Annotated in this window: 21 protein-coding genes and 1 tRNA gene; 8 read left to right on the forward strand and 14 right to left on the reverse strand. The window is 40.5% G+C overall.

The genetic code is table 11. The features are described from left to right. Positions 1–23 precede the first annotated feature (23 nt). The 7 genes from metH to H4075_RS02355 form a co-directional block, all read right to left on the reverse strand. On the reverse strand, positions 24–2747 hold the full coding sequence (metH, locus tag H4075_RS02325; protein ID WP_182803776.1) for a methionine synthase: 2724 nt from the start codon (positions 2745–2747) through the stop codon (positions 24–26). A 22-nt stretch (positions 2748–2769) separates the two neighbouring features. Then, entirely contained in the window at positions 2770–3762 is a 993-nt protein-coding gene (locus H4075_RS21840) for a homocysteine S-methyltransferase family protein (protein ID WP_182803777.1), read from the reverse strand. Positions 3763–4039: 277 nt separating this feature from the next. After that, positions 4040–4423, reverse strand: a complete 384-nt coding sequence (locus H4075_RS02335; RefSeq protein ID WP_182803779.1) for a hypothetical protein — start codon at positions 4421–4423, stop codon at positions 4040–4042. Positions 4424–4465: 42 nt separating this feature from the next. Then, positions 4466–5374 (reverse strand): DUF5777 family beta-barrel protein, encoded by a 909-nt coding sequence (locus H4075_RS02340; protein WP_182803781.1) that lies wholly within the window; start codon positions 5372–5374, stop codon positions 4466–4468. A gap of 5 nt (positions 5375–5379) precedes the next feature. Then, positions 5380–5946, reverse strand: coding sequence for a YceI family protein (locus tag H4075_RS02345; protein WP_182803783.1), 567 nt, complete (start codon positions 5944–5946; stop codon positions 5380–5382). 10 nt (positions 5947–5956) lie between these two features. After that, on the reverse strand, positions 5957–6313 hold the full coding sequence (locus H4075_RS02350) for a c-type cytochrome (protein ID WP_182803785.1): 357 nt from the start codon (positions 6311–6313) through the stop codon (positions 5957–5959). Further along, positions 6310–6726: an OB-fold protein gene (locus H4075_RS02355; protein ID WP_182803787.1), complete on the reverse strand. Its 417-nt coding sequence runs from the start codon at positions 6724–6726 to the stop codon at positions 6310–6312. The genes H4075_RS02350 and H4075_RS02355 overlap by 4 nt, the downstream gene beginning before the upstream one ends. A 365-nt stretch (positions 6727–7091) precedes the next feature. Here H4075_RS02355 and H4075_RS02360 point away from each other — a divergent pair, with 365 nt between their 5' ends. Further along, positions 7092–7676: an RNA polymerase sigma factor gene (locus H4075_RS02360; protein ID WP_255460290.1), complete on the forward strand. Its 585-nt coding sequence runs from the start codon at positions 7092–7094 to the stop codon at positions 7674–7676. Further along, positions 7666–8877 carry a hypothetical protein gene (locus H4075_RS02365; RefSeq protein ID WP_182803790.1) on the forward strand — a complete coding sequence of 404 codons (1212 nt, stop codon included), beginning with the start codon at positions 7666–7668 and terminating at the stop codon, positions 8875–8877. Before H4075_RS02360 ends, H4075_RS02365 begins: the two co-directional genes overlap by 11 nt. Positions 8878–8913: 36 nt before the next feature. Here the strand turns inward: H4075_RS02365 and recR are convergent, their stop codons facing one another. From recR to H4075_RS02385, 4 genes are all read right to left on the reverse strand, one after another. Continuing rightward, entirely contained in the window at positions 8914–9534 is a 621-nt protein-coding gene (gene recR, locus H4075_RS02370; RefSeq protein WP_182803792.1) for a recombination mediator RecR, read from the reverse strand. Positions 9535–9585: 51 nt separating this feature from the next. Continuing rightward, positions 9586–11007 carry an Ig-like domain-containing protein gene (locus tag H4075_RS02375; protein ID WP_182803794.1) on the reverse strand — a complete coding sequence of 474 codons (1422 nt, stop codon included), beginning with the start codon at positions 11005–11007 and terminating at the stop codon, positions 9586–9588. A 162-nt stretch (positions 11008–11169) separates the two neighbouring features. Further along, complete coding sequence (locus tag H4075_RS02380; RefSeq protein ID WP_182803796.1) at positions 11170–14325, reverse strand: ATP-dependent helicase; 3156 nt, start codon at positions 14323–14325, stop codon at positions 11170–11172. Between the two features lie 423 nt (positions 14326–14748). After that, complete coding sequence (locus tag H4075_RS02385; RefSeq protein WP_182803798.1) at positions 14749–15408, reverse strand: tetratricopeptide repeat protein; 660 nt, start codon at positions 15406–15408, stop codon at positions 14749–14751. A gap of 113 nt (positions 15409–15521) precedes the next feature. On the opposite strand from H4075_RS02385, the gene H4075_RS02390 reads away from it, so the two are divergent. After that, positions 15522–15596: transfer RNA gene (locus tag H4075_RS02390), tRNA-Arg, on the forward strand. Between the two features lie 72 nt (positions 15597–15668). On the opposite strand, the gene H4075_RS02395 is transcribed toward H4075_RS02390, so the two are convergent. Beyond that, positions 15669–16058 carry a hypothetical protein gene (locus H4075_RS02395; RefSeq protein WP_182803800.1) on the reverse strand — a complete coding sequence of 130 codons (390 nt, stop codon included), beginning with the start codon at positions 16056–16058 and terminating at the stop codon, positions 15669–15671. A gap of 411 nt (positions 16059–16469) precedes the next feature. On the opposite strand from H4075_RS02395, the gene H4075_RS02400 reads away from it, so the two are divergent. From H4075_RS02400 to H4075_RS02415, 4 genes are all read left to right on the forward strand, one after another. Continuing rightward, positions 16470–17114, forward strand: a complete 645-nt coding sequence (locus H4075_RS02400) for a carbohydrate-binding family 9-like protein (RefSeq protein ID WP_182803802.1) — start codon at positions 16470–16472, stop codon at positions 17112–17114. Between the two features lie 12 nt (positions 17115–17126). After that, positions 17127–18164 carry a LacI family DNA-binding transcriptional regulator gene (locus H4075_RS02405; protein ID WP_182803804.1) on the forward strand — a complete coding sequence of 346 codons (1038 nt, stop codon included), beginning with the start codon at positions 17127–17129 and terminating at the stop codon, positions 18162–18164. Positions 18165–18595: 431 nt separating this feature from the next. Beyond that, a complete protein-coding gene (locus H4075_RS02410) occupies positions 18596–19948 on the forward strand; it encodes a Gfo/Idh/MocA family protein (RefSeq protein WP_182803805.1) in 1353 nt (450 codons plus the stop codon). A 109-nt stretch (positions 19949–20057) separates the two neighbouring features. Continuing rightward, a complete protein-coding gene (locus tag H4075_RS02415) occupies positions 20058–21125 on the forward strand; it encodes a phosphotransferase enzyme family protein (protein WP_182803807.1) in 1068 nt (355 codons plus the stop codon). Positions 21126–21162: 37 nt separating this feature from the next. Here the strand turns inward: H4075_RS02415 and H4075_RS02420 are convergent, their stop codons facing one another. Together H4075_RS02420 and H4075_RS02425 are read right to left on the reverse strand one after the other, a co-directional pair. Next, complete coding sequence (locus H4075_RS02420) at positions 21163–21576, reverse strand: DUF4345 domain-containing protein (protein ID WP_182803809.1); 414 nt, start codon at positions 21574–21576, stop codon at positions 21163–21165. Positions 21577–21661: 85 nt separating this feature from the next. After that, the gene (locus tag H4075_RS02425) at positions 21662–21877 is read right to left on the reverse strand and encodes a hypothetical protein (protein ID WP_182803811.1); all 216 of its coding nucleotides are present in this window, start codon (positions 21875–21877) and stop codon (positions 21662–21664) included. Positions 21878–22127: 250 nt separating this feature from the next. On the opposite strand from H4075_RS02425, the gene H4075_RS02430 reads away from it, so the two are divergent. Continuing rightward, positions 22128–23072, forward strand: coding sequence for a c-type cytochrome (locus H4075_RS02430; RefSeq protein ID WP_182803813.1), 945 nt, complete (start codon positions 22128–22130; stop codon positions 23070–23072). The last annotated feature ends 2 nt before the right edge of the window (positions 23073–23074 follow it).

Genomic DNA, 23074 nt, shown 5'->3' on the forward strand with positions numbered 1-23074 from the left:
GGTTAATACAATTATTTATTTCATCATTCCAAAATCGGCCTCAACCACCTCGTCACTTCCTCCAGGCTCATTCCTTTGCGTTTGGTATAATCATTCAACTGATCCTTTTCAATTTTACCTACACCAAAATATTTTGATTCAGGATGAGCGAAATACCAACCGCAAACAGATGATGCGGGATACATCGCCAGTGATTCTGTCAAGTGGATACCGGTTGCTTCTTCGCCACCAAGTAAAGAGAACAATTTGTATTTCTCTGTATGATCAGGGCAGGCAGGATAGCCCGGTGCCGGACGGATACCCAAGTATTGTTCTTTAATGAGATCTTCGTTGCTCAATGTTTCATCTTTTGCATAACCCCAGAATTCTTTCCGTGTACGTTGATGCAATACTTCTGCAAAAGCTTCCGCTAAACGGTCGGCCAATGCCTGTAACATGATCTTGTTATAATCATCATGTGCTGCTTCAAAGCGTTTGATGTGTTCTTCAATACCATGAATGGTAACTGCAAATGCACCAATGTGATCTTGTGCTTTTGTATCTGTGGGTGCAATAAAATCTGCTAAGGATATATTCGGTTGTCCTTCAGTTTTCTTGATCTGCTGACGAAGGAATTGAAGATGTACCACTTCATCCGGTCCTGCCTGTTCATGTAATACAGACACAGAATCTTTTCCATCACTATTTGCGAGCCAGAAGCCAATCGTTCCTTTTGCAGTCAACCATTTTTCTTTTATAATCTTATCCAGTAATGCATTCGCATCATTGTAAAGCTTGGTTGCTTCAACACCTACCACGCTATCGCTTAAGATAGCCGGGAATTTGCCATGCAGCTCCCACGCAATAAAGAAGGGCTGCCAATCAATATAACTCCTGATCTCTTCAAGATCATATGCGTCAAATTGCTTTGCGCCGGTAAAGGTTGGTGGAACAGGCGTGAAATTATTCCAGTCGATTTTTACTTTGTTGTTCTGCGCTTCTTCAAAACGTAAGAACTGTTTAACAACTTTCTTATTATTAAAATCATCACGAAGTTTTTCATATTCTGCCTGGATGCCTTGCAGGAAAGCAGGTTTCTGCTCAGGGCTTAATAAGTTGCCGGCAACAGTTACACTACGGCTTGCATCCAATACATGGATCACACCCTCTTCGTACTGCGGATTAATTTTTACTGCGGTATGCATACGTGAAGTAGTTGCACCACCAATGAGCAATGGTTGCTTCATGCCCCTGCGTTTCATTTCATGTGCCACATGCACCATTTCATCCAACGAAGGAGTGATCAATCCACTCAGACCGATGATATCTACATTTTCTTTTTGTGCAGTATCTAAAATTTTATCGGTTGATACCATTACACCCAGATCAATTACATCATAACCATTACAACCGAGCACAACACCAACAATATTTTTACCAATATCATGCACATCGCCTTTTACTGTAGCCAATAAGATTTTTGCAGCACCTGCACTTTCTTCATTCACTGTTCCTGCTGCAAGATGTGCCTGTTTACGATCTTCTTTTTCCTGTTCGATGTATGGGGTAAGAATAGCCACGCTCTTCTTCATCACCCTTGCACTCTTTACTACCTGTGGCAAAAACATTTTACCTGCACCAAACAGGTCACCCACTACATCCATGCCCGCCATAAGTGGTCCTTCAATCACCTCAAGCGGTGCACTGTATTTCTGTCTCGCTTCTTCAGTATCAATATCAATATAATCGGTGATGCCGTTGACCAATGAATGCTTCAAGCGTTCTTCAACCGAACTGTTACGCCATGCTTCATCTTTTACAATTTCTTTTCCTTTTGCTTTAACTGTTTCAGCAAAGTTGATGAGTTTTTCGGTGGCTTCGTTGTTATCGTTGTTACGGTTGAGTATTACATCTTCACAGAGGTTGCGAAGGTTCGGTTCAATTTCATCATACACTACCAGCTGACCTGCGTTTACGATGCCCATGTCCATCCCTGCTTTGATAGCATAGTAGAGAAACACACTGTGCATGGCTTCACGCACATGTTCATTACCACGGAAGGAGAACGAAAGATTACTTACACCACCACTTACTTTGGTTAGTGGCATCAGTGCTTTGATTTCTTTGGTTGCTTCAACAAAATCAACACCGTAGTTATTATGTTCTTCCAAACCGGTTGCAATAGCAAAAATGTTTGGATCGAAAATGATATCCTGTGGTGCAAAACCAACCTGCTCCGTTAATATTTTATAAGCACGGTGACAGATCTCTACTTTGCGTTGTTTGGTATCAGCCTGTCCTTTTTCATCAAAAGCCATTACAATCACAGAAGCACCATACATGCGACAGATTCGTGCCTGTTCAATGAACTTCTCTTCTCCTTCTTTCATGGAGATAGAGTTCACAATACTTTTTCCCTGCACACATTTCAAACCGGCTTCAATGATCTCAAACTTTGATGAATCGATCATCAACGGAATCTTGGCAATGTCCGGTTCACTTTGCATGAGGTTGATGAAGGTGGTCATCGCATGCACACCATCAAGCAATGCATCATCCATGTTCACGTCAATGATCTGTGCACCGTTCTCTACCTGCTGACGGGCAATGCTCAATGCTTCTTCGTATTTGTTTTCACGAATGAGGCGTGCAAACTTTTTACTACCGGTTACATTGGTACGTTCACCAACGTTGAGAAAATTAGTTTCAGGACGAACAACTAAAGGTTCTAATCCTGAAAAACGACTATATGGTTTAATAACGCTCATAATTTCTTAGTTGTTAACTCAATCAAACTGTTTCCACTACCGGTAATTCTCTTGGCTGTAATTTCTTTACATGATCTGCAATATGTTTGATGTGATCTGGTGTGGTACCACAACATCCACCAACAATATTCACCCAGCCTTCTTTTGCCCACTCTTCTAAGTAATGGCCAGTGTCTTCCGGGTTTTCATCATACTCGCCCATGGCATTTGGTAAACCGGCGTTGGGATAAGCAGATACATAGCAGGAGGCAATTTGTGAAAGCTCTTCAATATGCGGACGCATTTCATGTGCACCCAACGCACAGTTCAATCCAACGCTTAACGGATTGGCATGCATTACTGAAATATAAAAAGCTTCGAGTGTTTGTCCGCTCAATGTTCTACCACTTGCATCGGTAATGGTACCGCTGATCATGATCGGTAATTCAGGCTTGTTGGTGTCATGAAAATATTTCTTGATGGTGAAGATGGCTGCCTTGGCATTGAGGGTGTCGAAAATAGTTTCGATTAACAATACATCCACACCACCATCCACCAAACCTTTGATCTGTTCGTAATAAGCAGTTACCACTTCATCAAACGTAACAGCACGGTAACCCGGGTTATTTACATCAGGAGAAAGTGATAATGTTTTATTCAGTGGTCCGATAGCACCGGCAACAAAAGCAGTTTTACCCGATTGCCGAATCGCTTCTCTTGCACATTGTGCAGATGCAACATTTAATTCATAAGCCAACGATTGCATATCATAATCAGCCTGTGCAATACTGGTGCTGCTGAACGTATTGGTTTCAATGATATCTGCACCTGCATCTAAATATTGTTTATGAATGCCGGTAATGATCTGCGGTTGTGTAATGCTCAACAGATCGTTATTGCCTTTAACATCGCAATGCCAATCTTTGAAACGTTCGCCACGGTAATCGGCTTCCTGCAGTTTATGCCGCTGGATCATGGTGCCCATTGCGCCATCAATAACAAGGATTCTTTTTTCGAGTTCTTTTCTGATGTCCATAGTTAAGTTATTAGCTGCTGGCTGTTAGCTGTAAGCAAAAACAGTTGACAGAATTACTAAATGATGCAGTGAGTGACACAACAGAAGTTGAAGGTTGTAGTGTAGCTCACTACAAACAGACGAATTAAACTATAAACGTTTCGGAAAACCGGTGAGAGTTTTATTGACGTTTATTAGTTCCGTTTGGCCGAACAATAAACAAATCCGCCTGAATGAAGTGCAAATGTAAATGAAAAACACGCACCAACAAGGGGTTTGGGCTTTTGCAGGAAAGAGGTTAATTCTTTACGAAATACAGTTGATCGTCCTGTGAAGGGTTGTCGTCTTTGAGTTTGATGCTGGTGCCCGTGAATTCAGTTTTGAGCCAATCGCCGTTGAGTTCGTTCAAGGGAGCGTTGGTAAAGTTGATATTGATCCGTGAGCCGGTTTGGCTCCAGGTGCCGGTAAGCGTAGTTGAACTGCCATGCGCCATGAGGGTGCCGCCATTCAGAAACATAAAATAATAGGAGGTATAGCCAGATGTTTTATCCTGCTGATCCCAGAAATAGCTGATGCGCCAGGAACCGTCGCTGATGTTAACTGAGGGTTCATCGGCTGTGCCGCCTTTTTTACAGGAGCTGATGCTGATGAAAAGCAAGAAGTATAGTAAAGTGTTTCGCATGTGACCATGAAGTTCAGCAATGAGCAGCTACCAGCCAAATGATCAGGTTGTTTTAACCTTTTTTTTCTTTTGCAAGTTGAACATCCGTGAGATGTTGAAACCAAAGAGAATGTTGCCTTTGCCCCAACTGCCGGCTGTTTCGCTGATGAAGGTGCGTTCTGTCATACCACGTGAATTGGTGAAATGAAGTTGAAACACATGACCGGCAGTTTCAATATCAAAACCAATGGAAAAGGAGTTGGTGGTTCCTTCAAAACGGGAGCCGGGCAAGAGATAATAATATTCTGCGTTCACCGAAACCATTTTTGTAATTCGTTGCCTGCCGCCAATACCCAACGCCAGTATATCATTTGGATCAGTGGCTTTTGGTACAAGATTGTAATGCACCATAGTTGGCATCAATTGAATGGCGGTGCCTTCGGAAAATTTCCTTGCGATGATGAGTTGATGGGCATATTGCAAACGTGATGAAAACAGATTTTCTCTTGTTGGGTCCTGCCATTTCAGGGTAGTAACCATAACAGACGATGCGATGGCCGCACTGATAGGCATATTCCGTTCGCCTTTGCTTTGCCGGAGGAAGCGATACTTTCCAAATGCATCGTATTGTTTCTGATAGGTACTTCTTCCCACGCCCAACATGAGATTAGTTGTTAAACCAAAATCGAAACTCATTCGCATACTGGCATTGTCTAATCCAAACAATTCATAAAAACCGCCATTGAGTGTGCCGAAGCGGTGTGCAATACGGAAATCCATATAACCCTTCGGCGTAATTTCAATGGAATGACTGTTGATGATACGTGTTGATTGAAAGGTATTGGTTGTGTATTGTGTTGTTGGTTTTTCTTTTTCCTCTTCGAGTTCTTTGTTTAGGTCGATCTCCTGTGCTATAAGAGCATAGCTACATGTAAGCATCAACAAAAAAAGTGTAAGTTGTTTACAGCACATTGTGGTTATTTTGTTTTTGGTTGATAGAGTTGATAATTGCAATTCACCGATACTTCCACTTTCTCTGCTATTTTTTTTGACACAATGGTTGGGACAGAAATTTTATAATCGACCAGTTTGATGATGAAAACAGCAGCAGCGGTGATCGTATTTCCTTTCACAATAATGTTTCCTGCAGATTTGATCTTGTTGCTTACGCCATGCATGCTGAGTGTACCCTCTACTGTTACAGGATAGTTTCCATCTTTTGAAAAATTAACATTACTCATGTTGGTGATGGTTCCTTTCAGCTCAGCTTTGGGATAACGATCTGAATCCATATAATCTTTTCCATTGAAATGATCCTGCATAGCTGCTTTCCTGAATTGGAAACTCTTAATAAGGACAATAAACTGAACGCTTCCCGTTTTACGATTCAAGACAGACGCTACTTCATTGTTGACCGCTTTAATATCTTCCAATGGTGTGGAGGAGAAAAAACTGATCTGCCCGTTACGTGTCATATAGTTTTCCTGCGCCTGTACTTGTGGCAAATCAAAATAAATGATGAACAGAAGAAAGAGTGTACGCATGTTTTCAGTTTTAATTATTCAACATGCCATTTCTGATCCATGTTCTTATTTCTGCAATGCGGCATTCAGGAAGTTTTGGTGAAAAGTCGGGCATGGCACGGTAGCCGGGAGAATGAGTAATGGCACCGAGTAGCTTTCCACTTACTGCAACAGCCCGAACGTTTGTAAAATCATCAAGCATGATGCCACCTGATGCACTGGCACCTGAATGACAACCGATGCAATTGGCAGCAATTGTATTTGTAACCTGCACACTGTATTTCACATTGCTGGTATCGCATGTGTTGTTGTAGAGCAACTCTTCTTTGTTGTACGTGCACGAAGAGAGCAGTGCTATAAAAAGTAAGGTAACAGGTATCAGTTTCATCTTGTTTTATTAATAAGGTAACAGCGTATCAGAATAACATCCGTTGTAAACCCACTGCAAACGCCTTTTATTGTAACGGTCTCACCCTCTTTTATCCCGGTCTCTTTTTCCATAGTGCAGTTAATGCCGAACAGTGGATCATTGGTTTGTAACTGTACAATTGTTTTTCCTTCCTGGTTCGTTTCTGTTGAGCTGACGATGCCCGTAATTTCAAGCACTTTGCCATTGTAGGTTTCCGTTGCCTGCTGTTCATTTTCTGAAAACTCCCGGAAAAGATCCGCTGCATTTATTTTAACAGACTCAGCATTTTCAATGTTTTTGGGCGCTTTATTCCATTTGGCATAGATAAAGAATATTGCTGCGCCAATCAATACCGAAACCAGAATAAAAACTATAAGCGCTCTTTTTTTCATACCAAAAGCCGATTGAGTTACATATATATAATGGTTAACGGATAGTTTTTGAAGCAAGTACTACAACATAAGCAACTGTCATTTCCATTACTATGCTTCACAGGCGAAAATTCACGAGGCTGCAACCACCAGGCACTTTAAAAAATAGCTTGGTAACTCAATCAGCTTTTAATAACTATCAACCAACTACCAGGCTGTTGTATTCTAACTATCGTAGGCAGAAGGAATAAGGTTGCCTTTCTACGAATAATTTTGTAACTTTTATAGAGTCTTAAGGCAGGAATTTGGTTTCAGATGAAATCTGAACCGTAAGGCAACTGTTTATCGTGCCTTTGCGTTACTTAGTATAATATCAACCACAGGCTGTGCTGACAAAAGAGGAATTAGTTAATTGTATAGAAGGATGCAGGCATAATAAGCGTATATATCAAAACAAGTTATATGTTGCTTTTTATGATTATGCTATGTCTATCTGTTTCAAGTACAGCAACGACAAGGAAGACGCCGTGGAAATCATCAACGATGGGTTCTTAAAGATATTCAGGGAAATATACAATTACAAACCTCTTTCAGCAGATATTGCTTTTGGCTTCACCTCCTGGTTGAGGCGCATCATGATCAATACTGCAATAGACCATTACAGGAAGAATAAGAACAACGCTGTTTTCAAAGATTTGAATGAAGAGCATACGAATGTAACTGTCGGCGAAGAGAAAGATATGCTGGCGAATATCTCCTACAATGAATTAATCAAAATTGTTCAGGAATTAAGTCCTGCTTACCGCATCGTTTTTAACCTGTATGCCATTGAAGGAATGACCCATAAAGAGGTGGGTAAGCAGTTGAACATAACTGAAGGAACATCTAAATCAAATTTTGCAAAGGCAAGAGCTTTTTTACAGAATAAGCTCCTGCAAAAATCTACTAAAAAAGAAATAAATGCCTGGTGATGATCTATATAAAAAATTAAACGAACCGGCTCCTGACGCTTTTCCAAAATTTGAAGAGGAATCGTGGAGGAAGATGGAGGTATTGCTGGATAAACATTTACCTGAGAACAATGGTAAACCATTCCCGTATATCTTATTGCTGAGCTGTGTAATTCTGGCATCGTTAACAACATTCCTTCCGGCAAGGAGGGCATCGCAACCTGGAGAAGGCATCACAAGCAGTACGAAAAGTTTAATTGCTAAACCCGTTTCTTCAATCGTCAAAACTGAAGTTCAGAGTCCTTCTGTTGCTGTTGAAGAAAAGAATGATCGTTCAACTGATCTTGAAATCCAAACTAAGAAGATAAGTACGACTGAAATAGTAAAAATAGAACCGAATCGAAAAACGGCGGCTCTTTTCCAAACGGAAAAAGATGAGTTGAAGCAGAAGGAATTTGTAATCAATGCGGCACCTGAAGTCACTGCAGAAGTATCATTAACTCAGACCGGCAAGGCTGTTTCGCTAAGCAATTGGAATAATTTCCTTTTACTCACAAATGAACCGGCAAAGAATAATCGTTCGTTGGTTGTAACCAATGAAAAAAACTCAGCCATCAGGAAACCAGTAAAAAACAATTTTTCTTTCACCTTTAGTGCAGGGCTTGAAACACCCGGCACATCGTTTAATACGTTGGGACGCCTGACACCTGTTGTGGGAATAGGTGTAATGTACAGTATTGGCGAAAAAATAATTCTGCGTACGGGCGTTGCCTCAGCTTCTAAAATCTATGCAGCCCATGACAAGGATTACAACCCTGCTAATAATTACTGGGCAAGTTATACTTACTTTAAAAAGATCGATGCCGATTGCAAGGTCATTGAAATTCCTTTGGGCATTGCGTACAGAGTAGTGAACGGCAAGAAAACAAATGTGTATGTTTCTGCGGGATCATCTTCGGTTATCATGCGTAAGGAAGCTTACAATTATTATTATAAAAATCAAGCCGGGAGAGATACCGTAACACACCGTGCCTGGAACAACAACAGCTTCCATTTATTTTCAAGCGTGAATTTTTCTGCGATTGCTGAACGGAAATTATCGAACCGCTTTTCACTGATGGCTGAGCCGGGCATCAAAATACCATCAGGCGGAATTGGTGTTGGTAAGATCCGTTTATATAATGCAGGGTTAACAGTTACAGCAAAGTTTAAACTGAGATGATGAATGATAAGTCAGGCTCTTGCGATTCACCATTCACTATTTCATACTGACATAATTGGCAACGGGCTGGCGGTTTTGTAAACTGCGTGCAAGTGTTAATTCATCAGCATATTCCAATTCACCGCCAAATGCAATACCACGTGCGATGGTGGTGATCTTAACCGGCAGGTCCTTTATTTTTTTACTGATGTAGAACAAGGTAGTATCTCCCTGTATATTTGGACTTAATGCAAAAATTAATTCTTCCACTTCATCTTCTGTCAAACGGTTGATCAATGGTTCAATGGTCAGTTGGTCAGGCCCAACACCATCCAAAGGAGAAATCACACCGCCCAGCACATGATACAATCCGTTGAACTGTTGAGTGCTTTCAATGGCAATTACATCACGGATATTTTCCACCACACAAATGATCTGTTTTTTGCGGGAAAAATTGCTGCAGATATTACAGATCTCCGTATCAGATACATTGCAACATTTGCTGCAGAATTTGATCTCTCTCCGCATGCGTGCAATGGTATCTGCAAACAACTGTGTTTCTTCCTGCGGTTGTTTGATGAGATGAAGTACTAAACGCAACGCCGTTTTCTTACCAATGCCGGGCAGCTTGGAAAATTCATTGACGGCTTGTTCCAATAAAGACGAAGAGAAAGACATACGGCGAAAGTACGAAGGATGCTGAATTAATAACGGTAAACGATAACAGCTTTATTGGCGGTTTGGTGTTTTGGCTTGTGCTTTACCCGGTTCAATCACCAGTTCATTGTCCCAGTTTTCTTTTACGGTTATTGAATAGTTGAGTGGCTGAACAAGTTCCGGCTGAAGTTTCGGTTTTGCAAAATAATTACCCGGATCCCAAACACCATTTCGGTTGGTATCGAACAACAAACCAAGTTTATAAGAACCTGGTTTGAATTGTGCCCGGTAAAATTCTTTTGCTGTTAATGGATATCGGCCAACGATATCATCATTGTTATAAAAAAGCAATACCGGGTGAGCCGAAGTATCGAGCTCAGTAAAACGAATACGAATCGTACCATATTCTTTTTCTGTTTTCACCCGAAAAGAAAGTGTATCGTTCTTTAATGATTTTAAACCAGAGGTGTCAGCAGCATATTCTTTATCAAGGAAAAGACGGTAGGTGCCGCCGGGTTTCCATGCATAGTTCAAAAGCAATTGTTTGCGAAGGGAGTCGTTCACAATCGTGAAGTTGGTAATCAACTGTGTTGAATCCTGCTGCAAACGGATCTTGGAAAGATCGTAACTGCGGATAGGTTTGTTATACAGCAGCCGGAATGTATCGAGCAGATCAAGCGCACCACTTTCTAAATTTGAAGAAACAATAAGTCCACGTTTGTTGTCTTGTGTAGCTGTTCCTTTTGGTCGTTCTTTCTCTGTTGCAAATGCATATAACTGAACAGCAGGAGTGTTTGTGCTCACTGTGATTGTTGAATCGAGAAACGCAAACTGTTCAATGCCTTGTGTATATTTTTTATTGCCGTCTTCATCTCGCAAAGCATATACATAGAAATTTCCTGCTGGTAAATTATTGAAGCGGAAATTGCCTTGACCATCAACCCTTGCTACATACATTGGTTTTTCTTTGTACACAGTGGAGTCTTCTTCTTTGCGATAAAGCAATGCAAACATGGTGCTGTCTGTCTTTCCTGTTTCAGCAAGGATGACTTTTCCTGAAAGCTCATTTGAATCAATAGCTGCACCTGTAGAAAAACTGTATTGAAAGTTTTTGAGAATGTTTCCTTCGTTGAGATCAACAATGGCATCACCAAAATTGATATTGTAAGTAGTGTTAGGTAATAACGAATCTTTCAGTCGAACTGTAACGGTGCGTAATTTAGATTCGATCACGGCGTCTTTTACCGGATAGGGTGAGATGATCACTTTTTGATTCGGCTCTTTCAATTCCACAAACTCATCAAAAGTGATGGTGATCTTTTGTTCTTTCACCATAGTGGCTGAATCTTTTGGCACAGACGATACCGCAACCGGAGGCAAACTGTCCCTTGGGCCACCACTGGGTGGAACAATGTTGGCACAGCCACTACCGCTGAATAACCCAATAAACAAAGCGCTGATAACTAAAAAGGATATGATTCTGCCTGCTGTCATAGAAGCTGCAAACTTAGGCTAATTGTGTGAATGGGGATTTTAGCTGTGAAGGATTAACAAGTTTTTGAAGTTGGCGCAGAAAAAGGAGAAGCGGAGTTTTCAGCAGAAGGGTTAATAAACTCTGCGTTTTTTCTTTGTGTTCTTTCTTCTCTGCGCCAAATCCTATTCTTCTGTCTCTTCCTCTAACTCATGCAATGCCACCGCCATTTCATTGGTCTTTACAAAATTGCACCAATGACAATCTTCTTTACCACAGCCGATGTAAAACTCCCGGTTCTGAATTTTCTCCCACACCCGAACGATCTGTTGTGTAACCGTTTCAATATCGGCCGGTGTGATTACAATTTTTTCTTTACGGTATTCTTTCTTCTTGTCGGGTTCTACAAAATCAAATTCAGTACTCACTACTTTCCAGTCCTTTGCTTCGTAATTATCAACCAGAATTTTATAGAACACAGCCTGGCGCCAGTAATCACCGCCGTTGGGTTCTTTATCGCTGGGTCCTTTGAGTTTGTCTTTGGCATTATCTACATTGCCGGTTTTATAATCCACCACATTCACAGCTTTGCCATCAAACTCCAGCTTATCTAACTTTCCTTTTAACGGCACAGCTTTGATCATTACATTACGGATGTTACGTTCAATGGCTACGATGGTGGAAAAACTGTTGATGTATTTATCATAGTAGTTGCTTAATACTTCCACCCCGTATTCCATTCTTCGTGCAAACTGTTCTTTGGTAAAACTTTCACGGTGGCGGCGCATATACCATTCGAAATCGGCAATGAATTGTTGTTTGGAATGAAACGTATCTGTTTTAGTTTCCTGCATTTTACGGAACAATTGTTCCAATGCATAGTGAACAGATGAACCAAACTCTGTTGCTTCATTTTTAGGTGAAGGAATACGAATGAGATTTTTGAAATAAAATTCAAGCGGACATTTTAAATAATTGTTGAGCGCTGTAACATTCATTACAAATTTTTCCAGGATGGGCTGAATAAAACTTTCTTCGATCTTTTCAATTTCCGGTGCCTGTGCCTCACCAAACAGCAACGCAGTGAATTCGCTTAATGCTTCAGGACTCAATACCACCGGTACAATATCAATCGATAGATCTTCTCTTATTTCTTCAAGGAACATGGAGGGTTCCAGTTCTTTTCCATCATTTTTAAATTGACTGAATGATAAGTTCAAATGTGTTTCTGCTCTGGTAACGGCCACATAGAATAATCGACGTAATTCCTCCGTAGATGTTTCTTTTGTTACAGATGAAGTGGTGAAAATAGTATCCGGCAATTTATACCCATTAGAAGGATTGCGTTTCTTTTCCCAATAGCCCGAGTTACAACCGGCAACAAACACATGTTCAAATTCCAAACCTTTGGAGCCATGTGCAGTTAAAAGGTTCACGCCATTATCGCTCCCGCTCACCTGCACCAATGGTAATTTCAGTTCTTCTTTTTCCATCAATTCAATGATGGACACCAAACCCTGTAATGAAAGCGAGGGATCACGTCTTGTTTCGTCTTTAACAAAATCGAATAAACCGGTGAGGACTTTTAACTGCCAGTGTTTATCTGGGCTTTGCATAATATGTTTAAGAATGCCTGTTTCTCTGATGATGTTATCGAACAAATGCTGCAACGTCACATTCGGCACATCGCCAACAAGTTTTTCAAAAATACCACTTGCATCTTTCAAGCCATGATGAATGCCTTGCGAAAAAAGATCTTTCGCAGGTGCGTGTGCTTTTTCGTACAACAATCTCCTGAGCGATGTTTTGTTATCGCTGAACTGTGTGGCCGAAACTTCAACCGTAAGCTTTGCAATTTCAATCGGCGGAATATGAAACCAACTGAAGTGTAATAACTCAAATAACATTTCATCGCCACCATACGACACATCATGTTCTGAAGCAAGATATTTAAGTATTAAAATGATCTTTTGCGCCAAGGGCAGCTCCAGGATATTCAAATGACGTTTGCTGTAAAACGGAATACCCAGATGATTGAAGTAATGCGTTAACTCTTCACCGTATTTATTTTCTTTATAGATAATTGCAATGCGACCGGGAAGGATTCCTTCGTTCAATAGCTGTTGTACCTGCAGCGTTATATCGATCATTTCTTCACGCTGCGTTTGATAGGCTTTGATCGATGGCGAATGTAAAAGATGATTGATCTTGCTGTTGCTTGCAACAAGATCCTTTGTTAATCCAGGTATTTTTTTAATGAGTCGTTCATCGTTTCTGTTGATGAGCGATTTTGAAATGTCAAGTATTGGTTGTGTTGAACGATAGTTGTTCGATAGCACAACTGTTACCAGGTCTTTTTCATACATACTTGCAAAGCTTTCCATGTTCTCCACATTTGCACCCTGGAAACGGAAAATACTCTGATCATCATCACCTACCACAAATACATTTGGCTGATCCCAATAGCTGATGAGTAACTCCACAATTTTATTTTGTGTACCGCTTGAGTCCTGGAACTCATCAACCAGAATATATTGAAACTGTTCCTGGTAATTCGCCAGCATATTTTTATTTTCTTCAAATGCTTTGATGACCCAGGTGATCATGTCATCAAAATCGTATCGGTTGCGTTTGCGCATAAGTTGCTGAAAACGATCGAACTCTTTTACAGCAGCACGGAGTTTTTCCATGCGTTCGGTTTCTTCATCCAGCTTTTCTTTTTTAAGATCACCTGCATTGAATTGTTTGTACTTGCGTTTGTAAACATATTCATCACGTATTGGAAGTTCGGCGAGATAAGCATCGATCTTTTCTTCAATGAAAGCAGGTGTCCATCCTTCTTTTTTCATGGTACTGAACAAACGATCAAGATTCGTGATCTCAAAATAAACATCACCTCTGTATCGTTTCAGCGGATGATTTTTTGGAAAGGAATCAATGAGTTCTTTAAACAGTTCGATCTTCTCTAAATCAGACAGAGGATCGAGAGCTGTCTTTTCAAACTGTGAAAGATTTTCCTGTATTACATCATTACAAAATGCATGATAAGTATAGATGTTTACTTTGTATGCATCGGGTCCGATAAACTTCAGTAAACGTTTCCGCATGGCCACAACACCTGCATCAGTGTAGGTAAGACATAAAATGTTTTGAGGCAGCGCATCTGTCTCCAGCAAAATTTTCCCAATGCGGCTGGCAAGGATCTGCGTTTTGCCTGTGCCGGGTCCTGCAATTACCATCACAGGTCCTTCAATATGATCAACCGCCAGCTTCTGTTTTTCATTGAGCCTATCGTATTCTTCAAGGAACCGTTGTTCCAGTCGTACTTTGTTAATGGACATGCTTCAAAGTTAATTCTCTGACCTTGTGCCTGTAAAGATTTATTGAATAGTGCGGGGAAAAGTCCCTCACCCGTTTGTGGATAAAGCTTGCAAAACATAAAGTGGCAAAAAGTTAAACAGATTGGGTTTTAGTCTAATTTTCAGATACTAACTACGAAGCCCGTTTTTAAAATCCAGCCAGCCGTACAGTATTGACCGTCTTTTTTAGTAAAAAAGGCGGTTTTTTTTTGAGTGAGGTGTAAAATATACCCTAAAAGTGGTATTTTTTGAATGAAGTGGTAGGGGTACTTTTACAATGTTGAAGGTTTTAGCCGTTGTTTATCCTACACACCCGCTGATTAGTCAGCTTACCTGTAAAAAGATTTAAGAGGCAGAAAGAATAGCTATCCATTCACAAAACATCCTTTCTGCCTCTTACTTTGCCTAGCCCGGCATCCGGGAAATATATTTCTCCATTTGTTTTATCTGATCGGCCAATTGTTGTGTTGAAGGTTTCAGTGCCTTTGCTTTGCGGAAAAACTCTTTTGCCGCCCTGAATTCCCTTTTATTCATCATAATGCTGCACATCTGCAGATTGGCTGCTGCCTGGTTTTCTTTATCGGGCAATCCCTTACGTAAAGCCTGGCGGATATAACTTTCTGCTTGCTTGAAATTGTTCTTTTGCATGGCCAGCATCCCCATTTGCAATAAGCTTGCTCCTTCAGTGCCCTGCATAAGCGAAGAACCTGAGCCGAGATCCATTCCTTTCTTCATCATTTTCTCAGCACCATCAAAATCCTGCTTCATCATAGCAATGTTACCCTTCAGGGTATAAAACACTGAGCGGATTGGTTTGAAGAGTAAACCCGGAAACGTAACTGAATTCAGGATCTTTTCTGCACCATCCATATCACCTGCTTCCATATACTCCTGAATGAGACGGAGGGGGCCAAAGAAGAAGTGACCAAAAATGCTCACAATCGCAATAAGGTAAATGATAAACGACGGCCAAAAACTGGTAAAATAATGCACCACACCGGCCACGATCAATAATAAAATACCGATGATAAGCCTGTAACGGATATAAACGTTTAATAATTTCATACGTCAATAAATTGGGCTGCAAAGGTAGGGTTTGATGTCAGATTTTAGGTTGGAGATTCCCGAATTCTGCTATTTTTGCCGCCCGAGGCAAGCGCCCATGTGGTATTCGCTCCGGTCCCGTAGTTCAATGGATAGAATAGAAGTTTCCTAAACTTTAGATACAAGTTCGATTCTTGTCGGGACTACCAAACTAGTATGAAAGCCCCTTGTAATTAAATTGCAAGGGGCTTTCTCATATCAATACGAGTTATCGTGCCAGCTTATTTCTTCAGGTTAATGAAGTATTCCATATACTCGCCGGGTGCATACTCCTCACGATAATATAGTACCACCGATTTCGCAGTTAAATTTTTTATCTCATAAGTATCACCGGCGAAAGTTACCGTTGTGCCGTTTTGAATGGTATATGGGAGGGTTTCAGTACCATATTCATCTTTAATTAAAAGATTGTTATTACTCTGGAAATCAAATGTTGTTTTTTCGTAGGTGTAAGTATAGGTGGAGGTTAAAGTGGAGTTATTATATTCTTTATAGACATCACTTTCGGCAGTCCATTTGCCTTGTAAAGAAATAATAACCTCTTCATTTTTTTTCTTGCAAGCCGATAATATTAATACTACTACCAGGCTGAGGAGTAATGTACGTTTCATGATGTTTTGTTTTGATTGTGAATGTTGATTTGTTTAATACCGATCTCGCAACAAAGATCATTCGCTCAAGCCCCGATTACTAATCGATTACTCATGTAAAAGAGGGTTTGTTTTGCAGCTTTTTCTGAAAAGATCAACAGCTTATAAAGCGTTAGTAAAAATTAATAAAGAACCCAAAAGGACTTGCAGTTATCTCAAATTTCAGCCCTAAGACTTTTTGCCTGTGTCATGAAGTAACTCGTTTTGATGGTTATCGACAGTTATTAAAAATCAACTTCAGACGCTTTGTGCAATTGGTTTTTAATCTGCGCATACGGTTGTGCAAGAGCAACCTTTTTATATTGCTTACATTTAGCAGTCAAGTATTGCTTTTTAAAAACAGATTACAACAGGATATTTATTATAAACAACATGCGGGTACTTCATGTTCCACATATCGTGTTCAAAGACGAACTCTCATCAACAAAACAGCCGGTTGTGTTAAACCAACCTGTTTCGTTGCAACAAATAGCAGAACAACCTTGGCCATCTTTCGCCTACAAACCTGATGTGAAATTTTCAATTGTACATACAGGTGAGCATATTGTACTTACGTTCAATGTGGAAGAAGCGGAAGTTCGCCATGTAAACACTGCGGTCAACTCTTCAGTTTGGGAAGATAGCTGTGTAGAATTCTTCATCAGTTTTGATGACAGGGGCTATTACAATTTTGAGTTTAATTGTATCGGTACTGCATTGGTTGGTTTTGGGAAGGATCGAAATGACAGAAAACTGTTACCTGTTAACTTGGTAAAACGTATCCGCTGTTTTGCACAAATGGAGAAGAAAGCGAACAGCTTTCAATGGCAAATGCAGGCCATTATCCCCTTGAGTGTATTTATGTACCATGCGGTCTTTAACCTGGAAGGGAAAAAATGCAAAGCAAATTTTTATAAATGTGGTGATAAACTGTCGCAACCACATTTTCTCGCCTGGAAAAATATTGAAACGGCTGAACCGGATTTTCATCAACCGGCTTTTTTTGGTGATATTGAATTTGAAGCGAAAGTTTCATAAACTTGTGTAGGTATGGAAAAACTGCCAACGATCAAAGAAATTGCAAAGCAACTGAAGGTATCAGTATCAACAGTATCACGTGCATTGAGTGATCATCCACGTATTGGTCTTGGTACAAAGTTGAAAGTGCAACAGCTGGCAAAAGAAATGGGTTACGAACCAAACGCACAAGCCATTTTTTTTAAGCAAAAGAAAACATACGTCATTGGTGTTGTGATCCCGTATATACGGGAAGAATTTTTTTCGCAGGCCATCAGTGGTATTGAATCTGCTGCGATGGAGCACCAATACACTATTTTGTTTGGTCAGAGTTATGACGATCCGGAAAGAGAGAAAGCTGTTGTGGAAGCAATGAAAAAACAACGGGTTGATGGATTGATCATTTCTTTATCGAAGCAAACAAATAGATACGATCACCTGGAAGCGTTGAATAAGTTTGAAATACCGGTAGTATATTTTGATCGTGTTCCTCCGTTCAAAGAAGCACATAAAGTATTTTGTAACCTCTATAAAGGTACTGTTGATATGGTAGGATGGCTGTTCAACAAAGGGTACAGACGTATTGCATTTATTAACGGGCCCGATAAGCTGAATGCAAGCAAAGAACGCATGAACGGATACATTGAAGGTATCTCCAAGCAGAAACTGAAAGTGGATATGCAGATGGTGGAGAAAACAGACCTCTCAAAAGAAAGCACCCATAATGCAATGAAAAAATTGCTTGCATTAAAACATCCGCCAACAGCCATTATTACCTTTAACGACTATGTGCATATGGACGCTGTGCAGTATGCACAGAAGCAGAATATACTGGTGAATAAAGATATTGTGTTTGTGAGTTATGCCAACCTGCCCATTACAAGTTATACAGCTTTTCCTCCTCTTGTTTCAGTTGAGCAATACCCATACGGGCAAGGCGAGCGTGCCATGGAGCTTATGATAAAGATCCTCAGCGAGAAAACTGATAATAAGATCACCAACACTTCTTTTTATGTTGAAGAATTGCCTGCAACATTAGTTGCATATCAACAGGCAACTGCAGGTGGCTGATGACTTTTTATTGTTCTGTTGTCCTTTAGCTCCTCCCCACATATTTTTCTTTTACGCCAGGTATATATCCGGCCGCCTTATAGGTTGTGCCTGATTTTGCGCACCCGTTTGCATTCAAAATAATCTTCCTTGTTCAATAACTTGCTTTCTGTTTACTGAAAATGCATGTAAGCAGTTTTCTCATAAACACTAGTTATAGTTTACAAACGAACCGGCTTTTCAGTCGGTTTTTTTTATATGTGTTGCATAAAGGCTTATTCAATTTTGCGCACCCGTTTGCATGCTTAAACTGAATATTTATGTATTATTTTCATTGTTCCAAGGAAGGTTACAAACTTTCGGATACTCCGGTTTCCTGCACAGACCGGCGCTAACGGTGTTTGACAACTGCTTGTTATAACAAAGTCATCTCTAATTTTTCAATCTCTTGTATGAATAGAAAAGATTTTATAAAAAATACCGGACTTACGGCTGCTTCACTGGCGGTATTGCCCACCGGCAGTTTGTTTGCTTCAAATGCAGAAGCAAAAGTGAAAATGGTAATGATCGGCGTGGGTTTGCGTGGACAGAATCATCTTGATCTTGTGTTGCGTCGGAATGATGTAGAGCTGGTTGCTATCTGTGATATTGATGACCGTATGCTCAGCCGCTCAAAGGAAATGATCACCAAGAGCGGAAAGAAAATGCCACAGATCTTTACCGGCGACCCTTATGCATGGAAAAAGATGCTTGAACTGAAAGGTATTGACGGCATTATTATAGCTACTCCCTGGGAGTGGCATAAAGAAATGATCATCGGCTCTTTGCAGGCGGGTATTAAATATGTGGGCAGTGAAGTAATGATCGGTATTACGTTGCAGGATCATTGGGATGTGGTGAAAGCTGCCGAGCAATATAATGCTCATGTAATGATGCTTGAGAACGTTTGCTACCGCAGAGATGTAATGGCAGCTTTGAACATGGTGCGCCAGGGATTATTTGGCGAACTTATACACCTGCAAGGTGGCTACCAACACGATCTGCGTGAAGTGAAATTCAACAATGGTGTTGATGCATACGGAAAAGGTTGTGAGTTTGGTGATAAGGGCTGGAGCGAAGCAAGATGGAGAACACACCACTCAGTACATCGCAATGGTGATCTATATCCAACACATGGTATCGGACCTGTTGCACACTATATCAATATCAACCGTGGTAACAGGTTTGTAAACATCTCTTCCTTCTCATCAAAGGCGAGAGGCTTGCATGATCATATCGTGAAAAAATGCGGACCTGAACATCCTAATGCAAAAATCAATTTCAAATTAGGTGATGTAGTTACTACTTCTATAGGTTGTGCAAATGGTGAAACCATCTTGCTACAACATGATACGAACTTACCACGACCTTATTCATTAGGTTTTCGTGTGCAAGGCACCAACGGTATCTGGATGGATGTAAATAAAGGTGTACACATCGAAGGCAAATCAAAACCACATCAATGGGATGCGTCAAAAGACTGGTTCGATAAATATGATCACCCATTGTGGGCAAGGTGGAGTAAAGAAACAGAAGGTGCAGGTCATGGCGGTATGGACTTTTTCGTGATTCATTCCTTTGTTGAAAGCATTAAACGCAAAACAGCTACCCCAATGGATGTTTATGATGCTGCGGCATGGAGTGCCATTACACCCCTGAGCGAACTCTCCATCGAAAAAGGAAATGAAACCATTGAGTTCCCTGATTTTACCGGAGGTAAGTGGATGTACCGCAAGCCTGTGTTTGCATTGAATGATGATTATTAAAATAAGAAGTGGCTGTTGCTGAACGAATGATCTATGATGATTGTATAACAGGAATGGAACTGCCATAAGCGAGAATATGACCTATAATATTTTGGAATATCAGCAAATAATGTCGCAATCCGTTTTGCCTGTTTTTGGCCTCACGGAAAAGAAAGTGAAACTGGAAGCTTTTGGAAGCGGCCTGATCAACAGCACCTGGAAAGTAACCACCACATCAGATGAATATATTCTGCAACGGTTAAATCATTTAGTATTTAGTGAGCCGGAAGATATTGCCTACAACATCAGTTTAATTGCAACTTATCTCAAACAATACTATCCTGATTATTCATTTGCTGCGCCCATAACTGCTGAAGATGGGGCTTCACTGGTTTACCTGGAGAACGAAGGTTTTTTTCGGATGTTTCCGTTTGTAAAAGGTTCATATGCAAAAGAAGTGGTAGAAACGGCAACGGAAGCGTATGAAGCAGCTGTACAGTTTGGACGGTTCACGCATTTGTTAAGTGGGCTTGATGCAACGAAACTGAAAATTACCATTCCTTCGTTTCATGATCTTTCGTTGCGTTACCGTCAGTTCATGCTGGCGTTGGAAAACGGGAATGCTGAACGTATTATTGAAGCCGATGCGTTGATAAAGAAAGTGATGGATAACAGGGCCATTGCAGAACAATATCAACAGATCAAAACCAATCCTGACTGCAAGCTGCGTGTTACACATCACGATACAAAGATCAGTAATGTGTTATTCAATAAAGATGGTAATGGATTGTGTGTGATTGATCTTGATACGGTGATGCCAGGCCATTTCATCAGTGATGTGGGCGATATGATGCGTACCTATTTATCACCTGTTAGTGAAGAAGAAAGTGATTTCAGTAAAATTGAGATACGTGCATCAATTTTTGAGGCAATTGTACAAGGCTATTACAGTGAAATGAAAGCTGATCTTACGGAAACAGAAAAACAACTCTTTTTTTATGCTGGTAAATTCATGATCTACATGCAGGCGATCCGTTTCTTAACTGATTACCTGAATGATGATGTGTATTATGGTGCACGATACGAAAAACATAATTTCATAAGGGCATCCAACCAATTGGTGCTGCTTGAAAAACTTATTGCAAAAGAAAACGAATTAGTTCCTTTGATCAACCGGATTCTTTCAACCAATGAATAAGAAAATCCCCCGCAACTACGGGGGATTTTCTTATTACTTATGCTTTTGCTTCCTGCAATTTTACCCGAACGATCAATAAGGTTACTGCAACAATACAAAGTATACTTTCGATCATCAACCATTGCTGACCAAAAGCGCCCAACGGTCCTTCCAGCGAAATGGTCATCAGTCTTGATAAAGCATAGCTTCCCCAGAGAATTGCTGCGAATGCCAACCCTTTGGTATGATCTTTAAATGCGAGATACATTAAGCTGATGAAGATCGTTAATCCAACACCACCGTATACTCCACGAATAGAACTGAAGGCATCGTTGTTGGTCAACTTTACCTGTACCAGGTCCATTACGGCTTGCGGGTTTTGAAAAGCCATAAGGCTCACCATTAAAATAGCAAAAGCTGAAAAGCCGATGAGTGTTGCAGAAGAAATGCGTAAAAGTTTGTGCTGTTTCATGTGTTTATTTTTTTAGAATACAAAAATCGAAACAGCACATAACCTGGTTCTTGGTGTTTGCCAAGATTTTCGGATGATCCTTCGATCAGGCTGCAAAAGATTGATTACCGCTTTTGAAAATCCTTGCTTTTAATTCTTCACTTGGCTGCAATTGAAACGCAGCTGCATCGCACAATGCCTGCCAGAATGAATAGGGCTGATGCATACATCCACGATAGGTGTAACAATTGCTGCAGGCATTTGTGCTGCACTGATCTTCCGCAACGGGTTCCCCGTTTTTTAAAGGTTGTTTTTCGGCCATGATAAATAAGGTTAGATGATAAGGTTTAAATAACAGTACAAACATAACCTCACGTACCACCAATACAAACATCCAGTGGCATGAAATGGAAAAATAAGCGCATGAATTGTTTTGATTACCTGCCATCAGTAATGTGGCGAAGAATATTTTCCGGTATTGCAATTCATCATCCTAAAAATACAATTCATGCAAAGCCTGTTATGGAATGCAGTTGTACCCAAACATCTTTGCTATCCAAAACCTTATTATCATGAAGCGATTTAAAAAAATTGCGAAGTGGACAGGCTTTATTCTGCTGTTCATTATCGTTGCACTTACAGCTTTAACCGCCACCCGACAGGACCTTCGTTTTGAAGCACCTTATCCCAACATTAAAGCATCAACAGACAGTACAGTTATTGCACAGGGAAAACATCTTGTTTACAGTATGGCGCATTGCGCCGATTGCCACAGTAATCAAAATACCGATTCGTTGGCACAGCTTGGTATTGAACCTACATTGAGTGGCGGCCGCAAATTTGCTTTCGAACTTGGAAATTTTTACAGCAGAAATATTACAGCCGATGAAGAAACAGGTATTGGTAAGTTAACTGATGCTGAGATTGCACGTACATTATACTACGGCGTTAACTCTAAAGGCCAGGCTATGATCGACTTTATGCCTTTTCATAACGTAAGTGAAGAGCATATGACAGCGATCATTTCTTACCTGCGTACACTCAAGCCTGTAAAGAATGTTGTACCGGAAAATGAATACAGCACCTTAGGAAAAGTTTTGAAAGCGTTTTTAGTAAAACCTGTTGGCCCCAAGGGCACAATTCCAAAAACAGTAACACCTGATACAACGGCTGCTTATGGTAATTACATTGTAAACAATGTGGCCAATTGTGCAGGTTGTCATACACTACGTGGCCCAACCGGAGATTATATTGGCGAACCGCTTGCAGGTGGTAATGCATTTGTTGAACCTGGATTGGATACATTAACACCTCCTAATCTTACACCACATCCTGAAAGCCGCATCTATGGCTGGAGCAAACAGAATTTTATTGATCGTGTTCGTATGGGCAAACTCATCAAGCATAGTCACATGCCATGGAATTCGTATAAGAAAATGACTGATGATGAATTGACAGCGATCTATAATTATCTGCAATCGGTAAAGCCAGCTAAAACTTCAGTTGAAAAAAAATAAAA

The sequence above is a fragment of the Lacibacter sediminis genome, from assembly GCF_014168535.1.
GTDB classification, from domain to species: domain Bacteria; phylum Bacteroidota; class Bacteroidia; order Chitinophagales; family Chitinophagaceae; genus Lacibacter; species Lacibacter sediminis.

What these genes read in the sequence shown, in the direction of transcription:
- metH (WP_182803776.1), bottom strand. Translation starts at nt 2,747, where the DNA reads ATGAGCGTTATTAAACCATATAGTCGTTTTTCAGGATTAGAACCTTTA.
- H4075_RS21840 (WP_182803777.1), bottom strand. Translation starts at nt 3,762, where the DNA reads ATGGACATCAGAAAAGAACTCGAAAAAAGAATCCTTGTTATTGATGGC.
- H4075_RS02335 (WP_182803779.1), bottom strand. Translation starts at nt 4,423, where the DNA reads ATGCGAAACACTTTACTATACTTCTTGCTTTTCATCAGCATCAGCTCC.
- H4075_RS02340 (WP_182803781.1), bottom strand. Translation starts at nt 5,374, where the DNA reads ATGTGCTGTAAACAACTTACACTTTTTTTGTTGATGCTTACATGTAGC.
- H4075_RS02345 (WP_182803783.1), bottom strand. Translation starts at nt 5,946, where the DNA reads ATGCGTACACTCTTTCTTCTGTTCATCATTTATTTTGATTTGCCACAA.
- H4075_RS02350 (WP_182803785.1), bottom strand. Translation starts at nt 6,313, where the DNA reads ATGAAACTGATACCTGTTACCTTACTTTTTATAGCACTGCTCTCTTCG.
- H4075_RS02355 (WP_182803787.1), bottom strand. Translation starts at nt 6,726, where the DNA reads ATGAAAAAAAGAGCGCTTATAGTTTTTATTCTGGTTTCGGTATTGATT.
- H4075_RS02365 (WP_182803790.1), top strand. Translation starts at nt 7,666, where the DNA reads ATGCCTGGTGATGATCTATATAAAAAATTAAACGAACCGGCTCCTGAC.
- recR (WP_182803792.1), bottom strand. Translation starts at nt 9,534, where the DNA reads ATGTCTTTCTCTTCGTCTTTATTGGAACAAGCCGTCAATGAATTTTCC.
- H4075_RS02375 (WP_182803794.1), bottom strand. Translation starts at nt 11,007, where the DNA reads ATGACAGCAGGCAGAATCATATCCTTTTTAGTTATCAGCGCTTTGTTT.
- H4075_RS02380 (WP_182803796.1), bottom strand. Translation starts at nt 14,325, where the DNA reads ATGTCCATTAACAAAGTACGACTGGAACAACGGTTCCTTGAAGAATAC.
- H4075_RS02385 (WP_182803798.1), bottom strand. Translation starts at nt 15,408, where the DNA reads ATGAAATTATTAAACGTTTATATCCGTTACAGGCTTATCATCGGTATT.
- H4075_RS02395 (WP_182803800.1), bottom strand. Translation starts at nt 16,058, where the DNA reads ATGAAACGTACATTACTCCTCAGCCTGGTAGTAGTATTAATATTATCG.
- H4075_RS02400 (WP_182803802.1), top strand. Translation starts at nt 16,470, where the DNA reads ATGCGGGTACTTCATGTTCCACATATCGTGTTCAAAGACGAACTCTCA.
- H4075_RS02405 (WP_182803804.1), top strand. Translation starts at nt 17,127, where the DNA reads ATGGAAAAACTGCCAACGATCAAAGAAATTGCAAAGCAACTGAAGGTA.
- H4075_RS02410 (WP_182803805.1), top strand. Translation starts at nt 18,596, where the DNA reads ATGAATAGAAAAGATTTTATAAAAAATACCGGACTTACGGCTGCTTCA.
- H4075_RS02415 (WP_182803807.1), top strand. Translation starts at nt 20,058, where the DNA reads ATGTCGCAATCCGTTTTGCCTGTTTTTGGCCTCACGGAAAAGAAAGTG.
- H4075_RS02420 (WP_182803809.1), bottom strand. Translation starts at nt 21,576, where the DNA reads ATGAAACAGCACAAACTTTTACGCATTTCTTCTGCAACACTCATCGGC.
- H4075_RS02425 (WP_182803811.1), bottom strand. Translation starts at nt 21,877, where the DNA reads ATGGCCGAAAAACAACCTTTAAAAAACGGGGAACCCGTTGCGGAAGAT.
- H4075_RS02430 (WP_182803813.1), top strand. Translation starts at nt 22,128, where the DNA reads ATGAAGCGATTTAAAAAAATTGCGAAGTGGACAGGCTTTATTCTGCTG.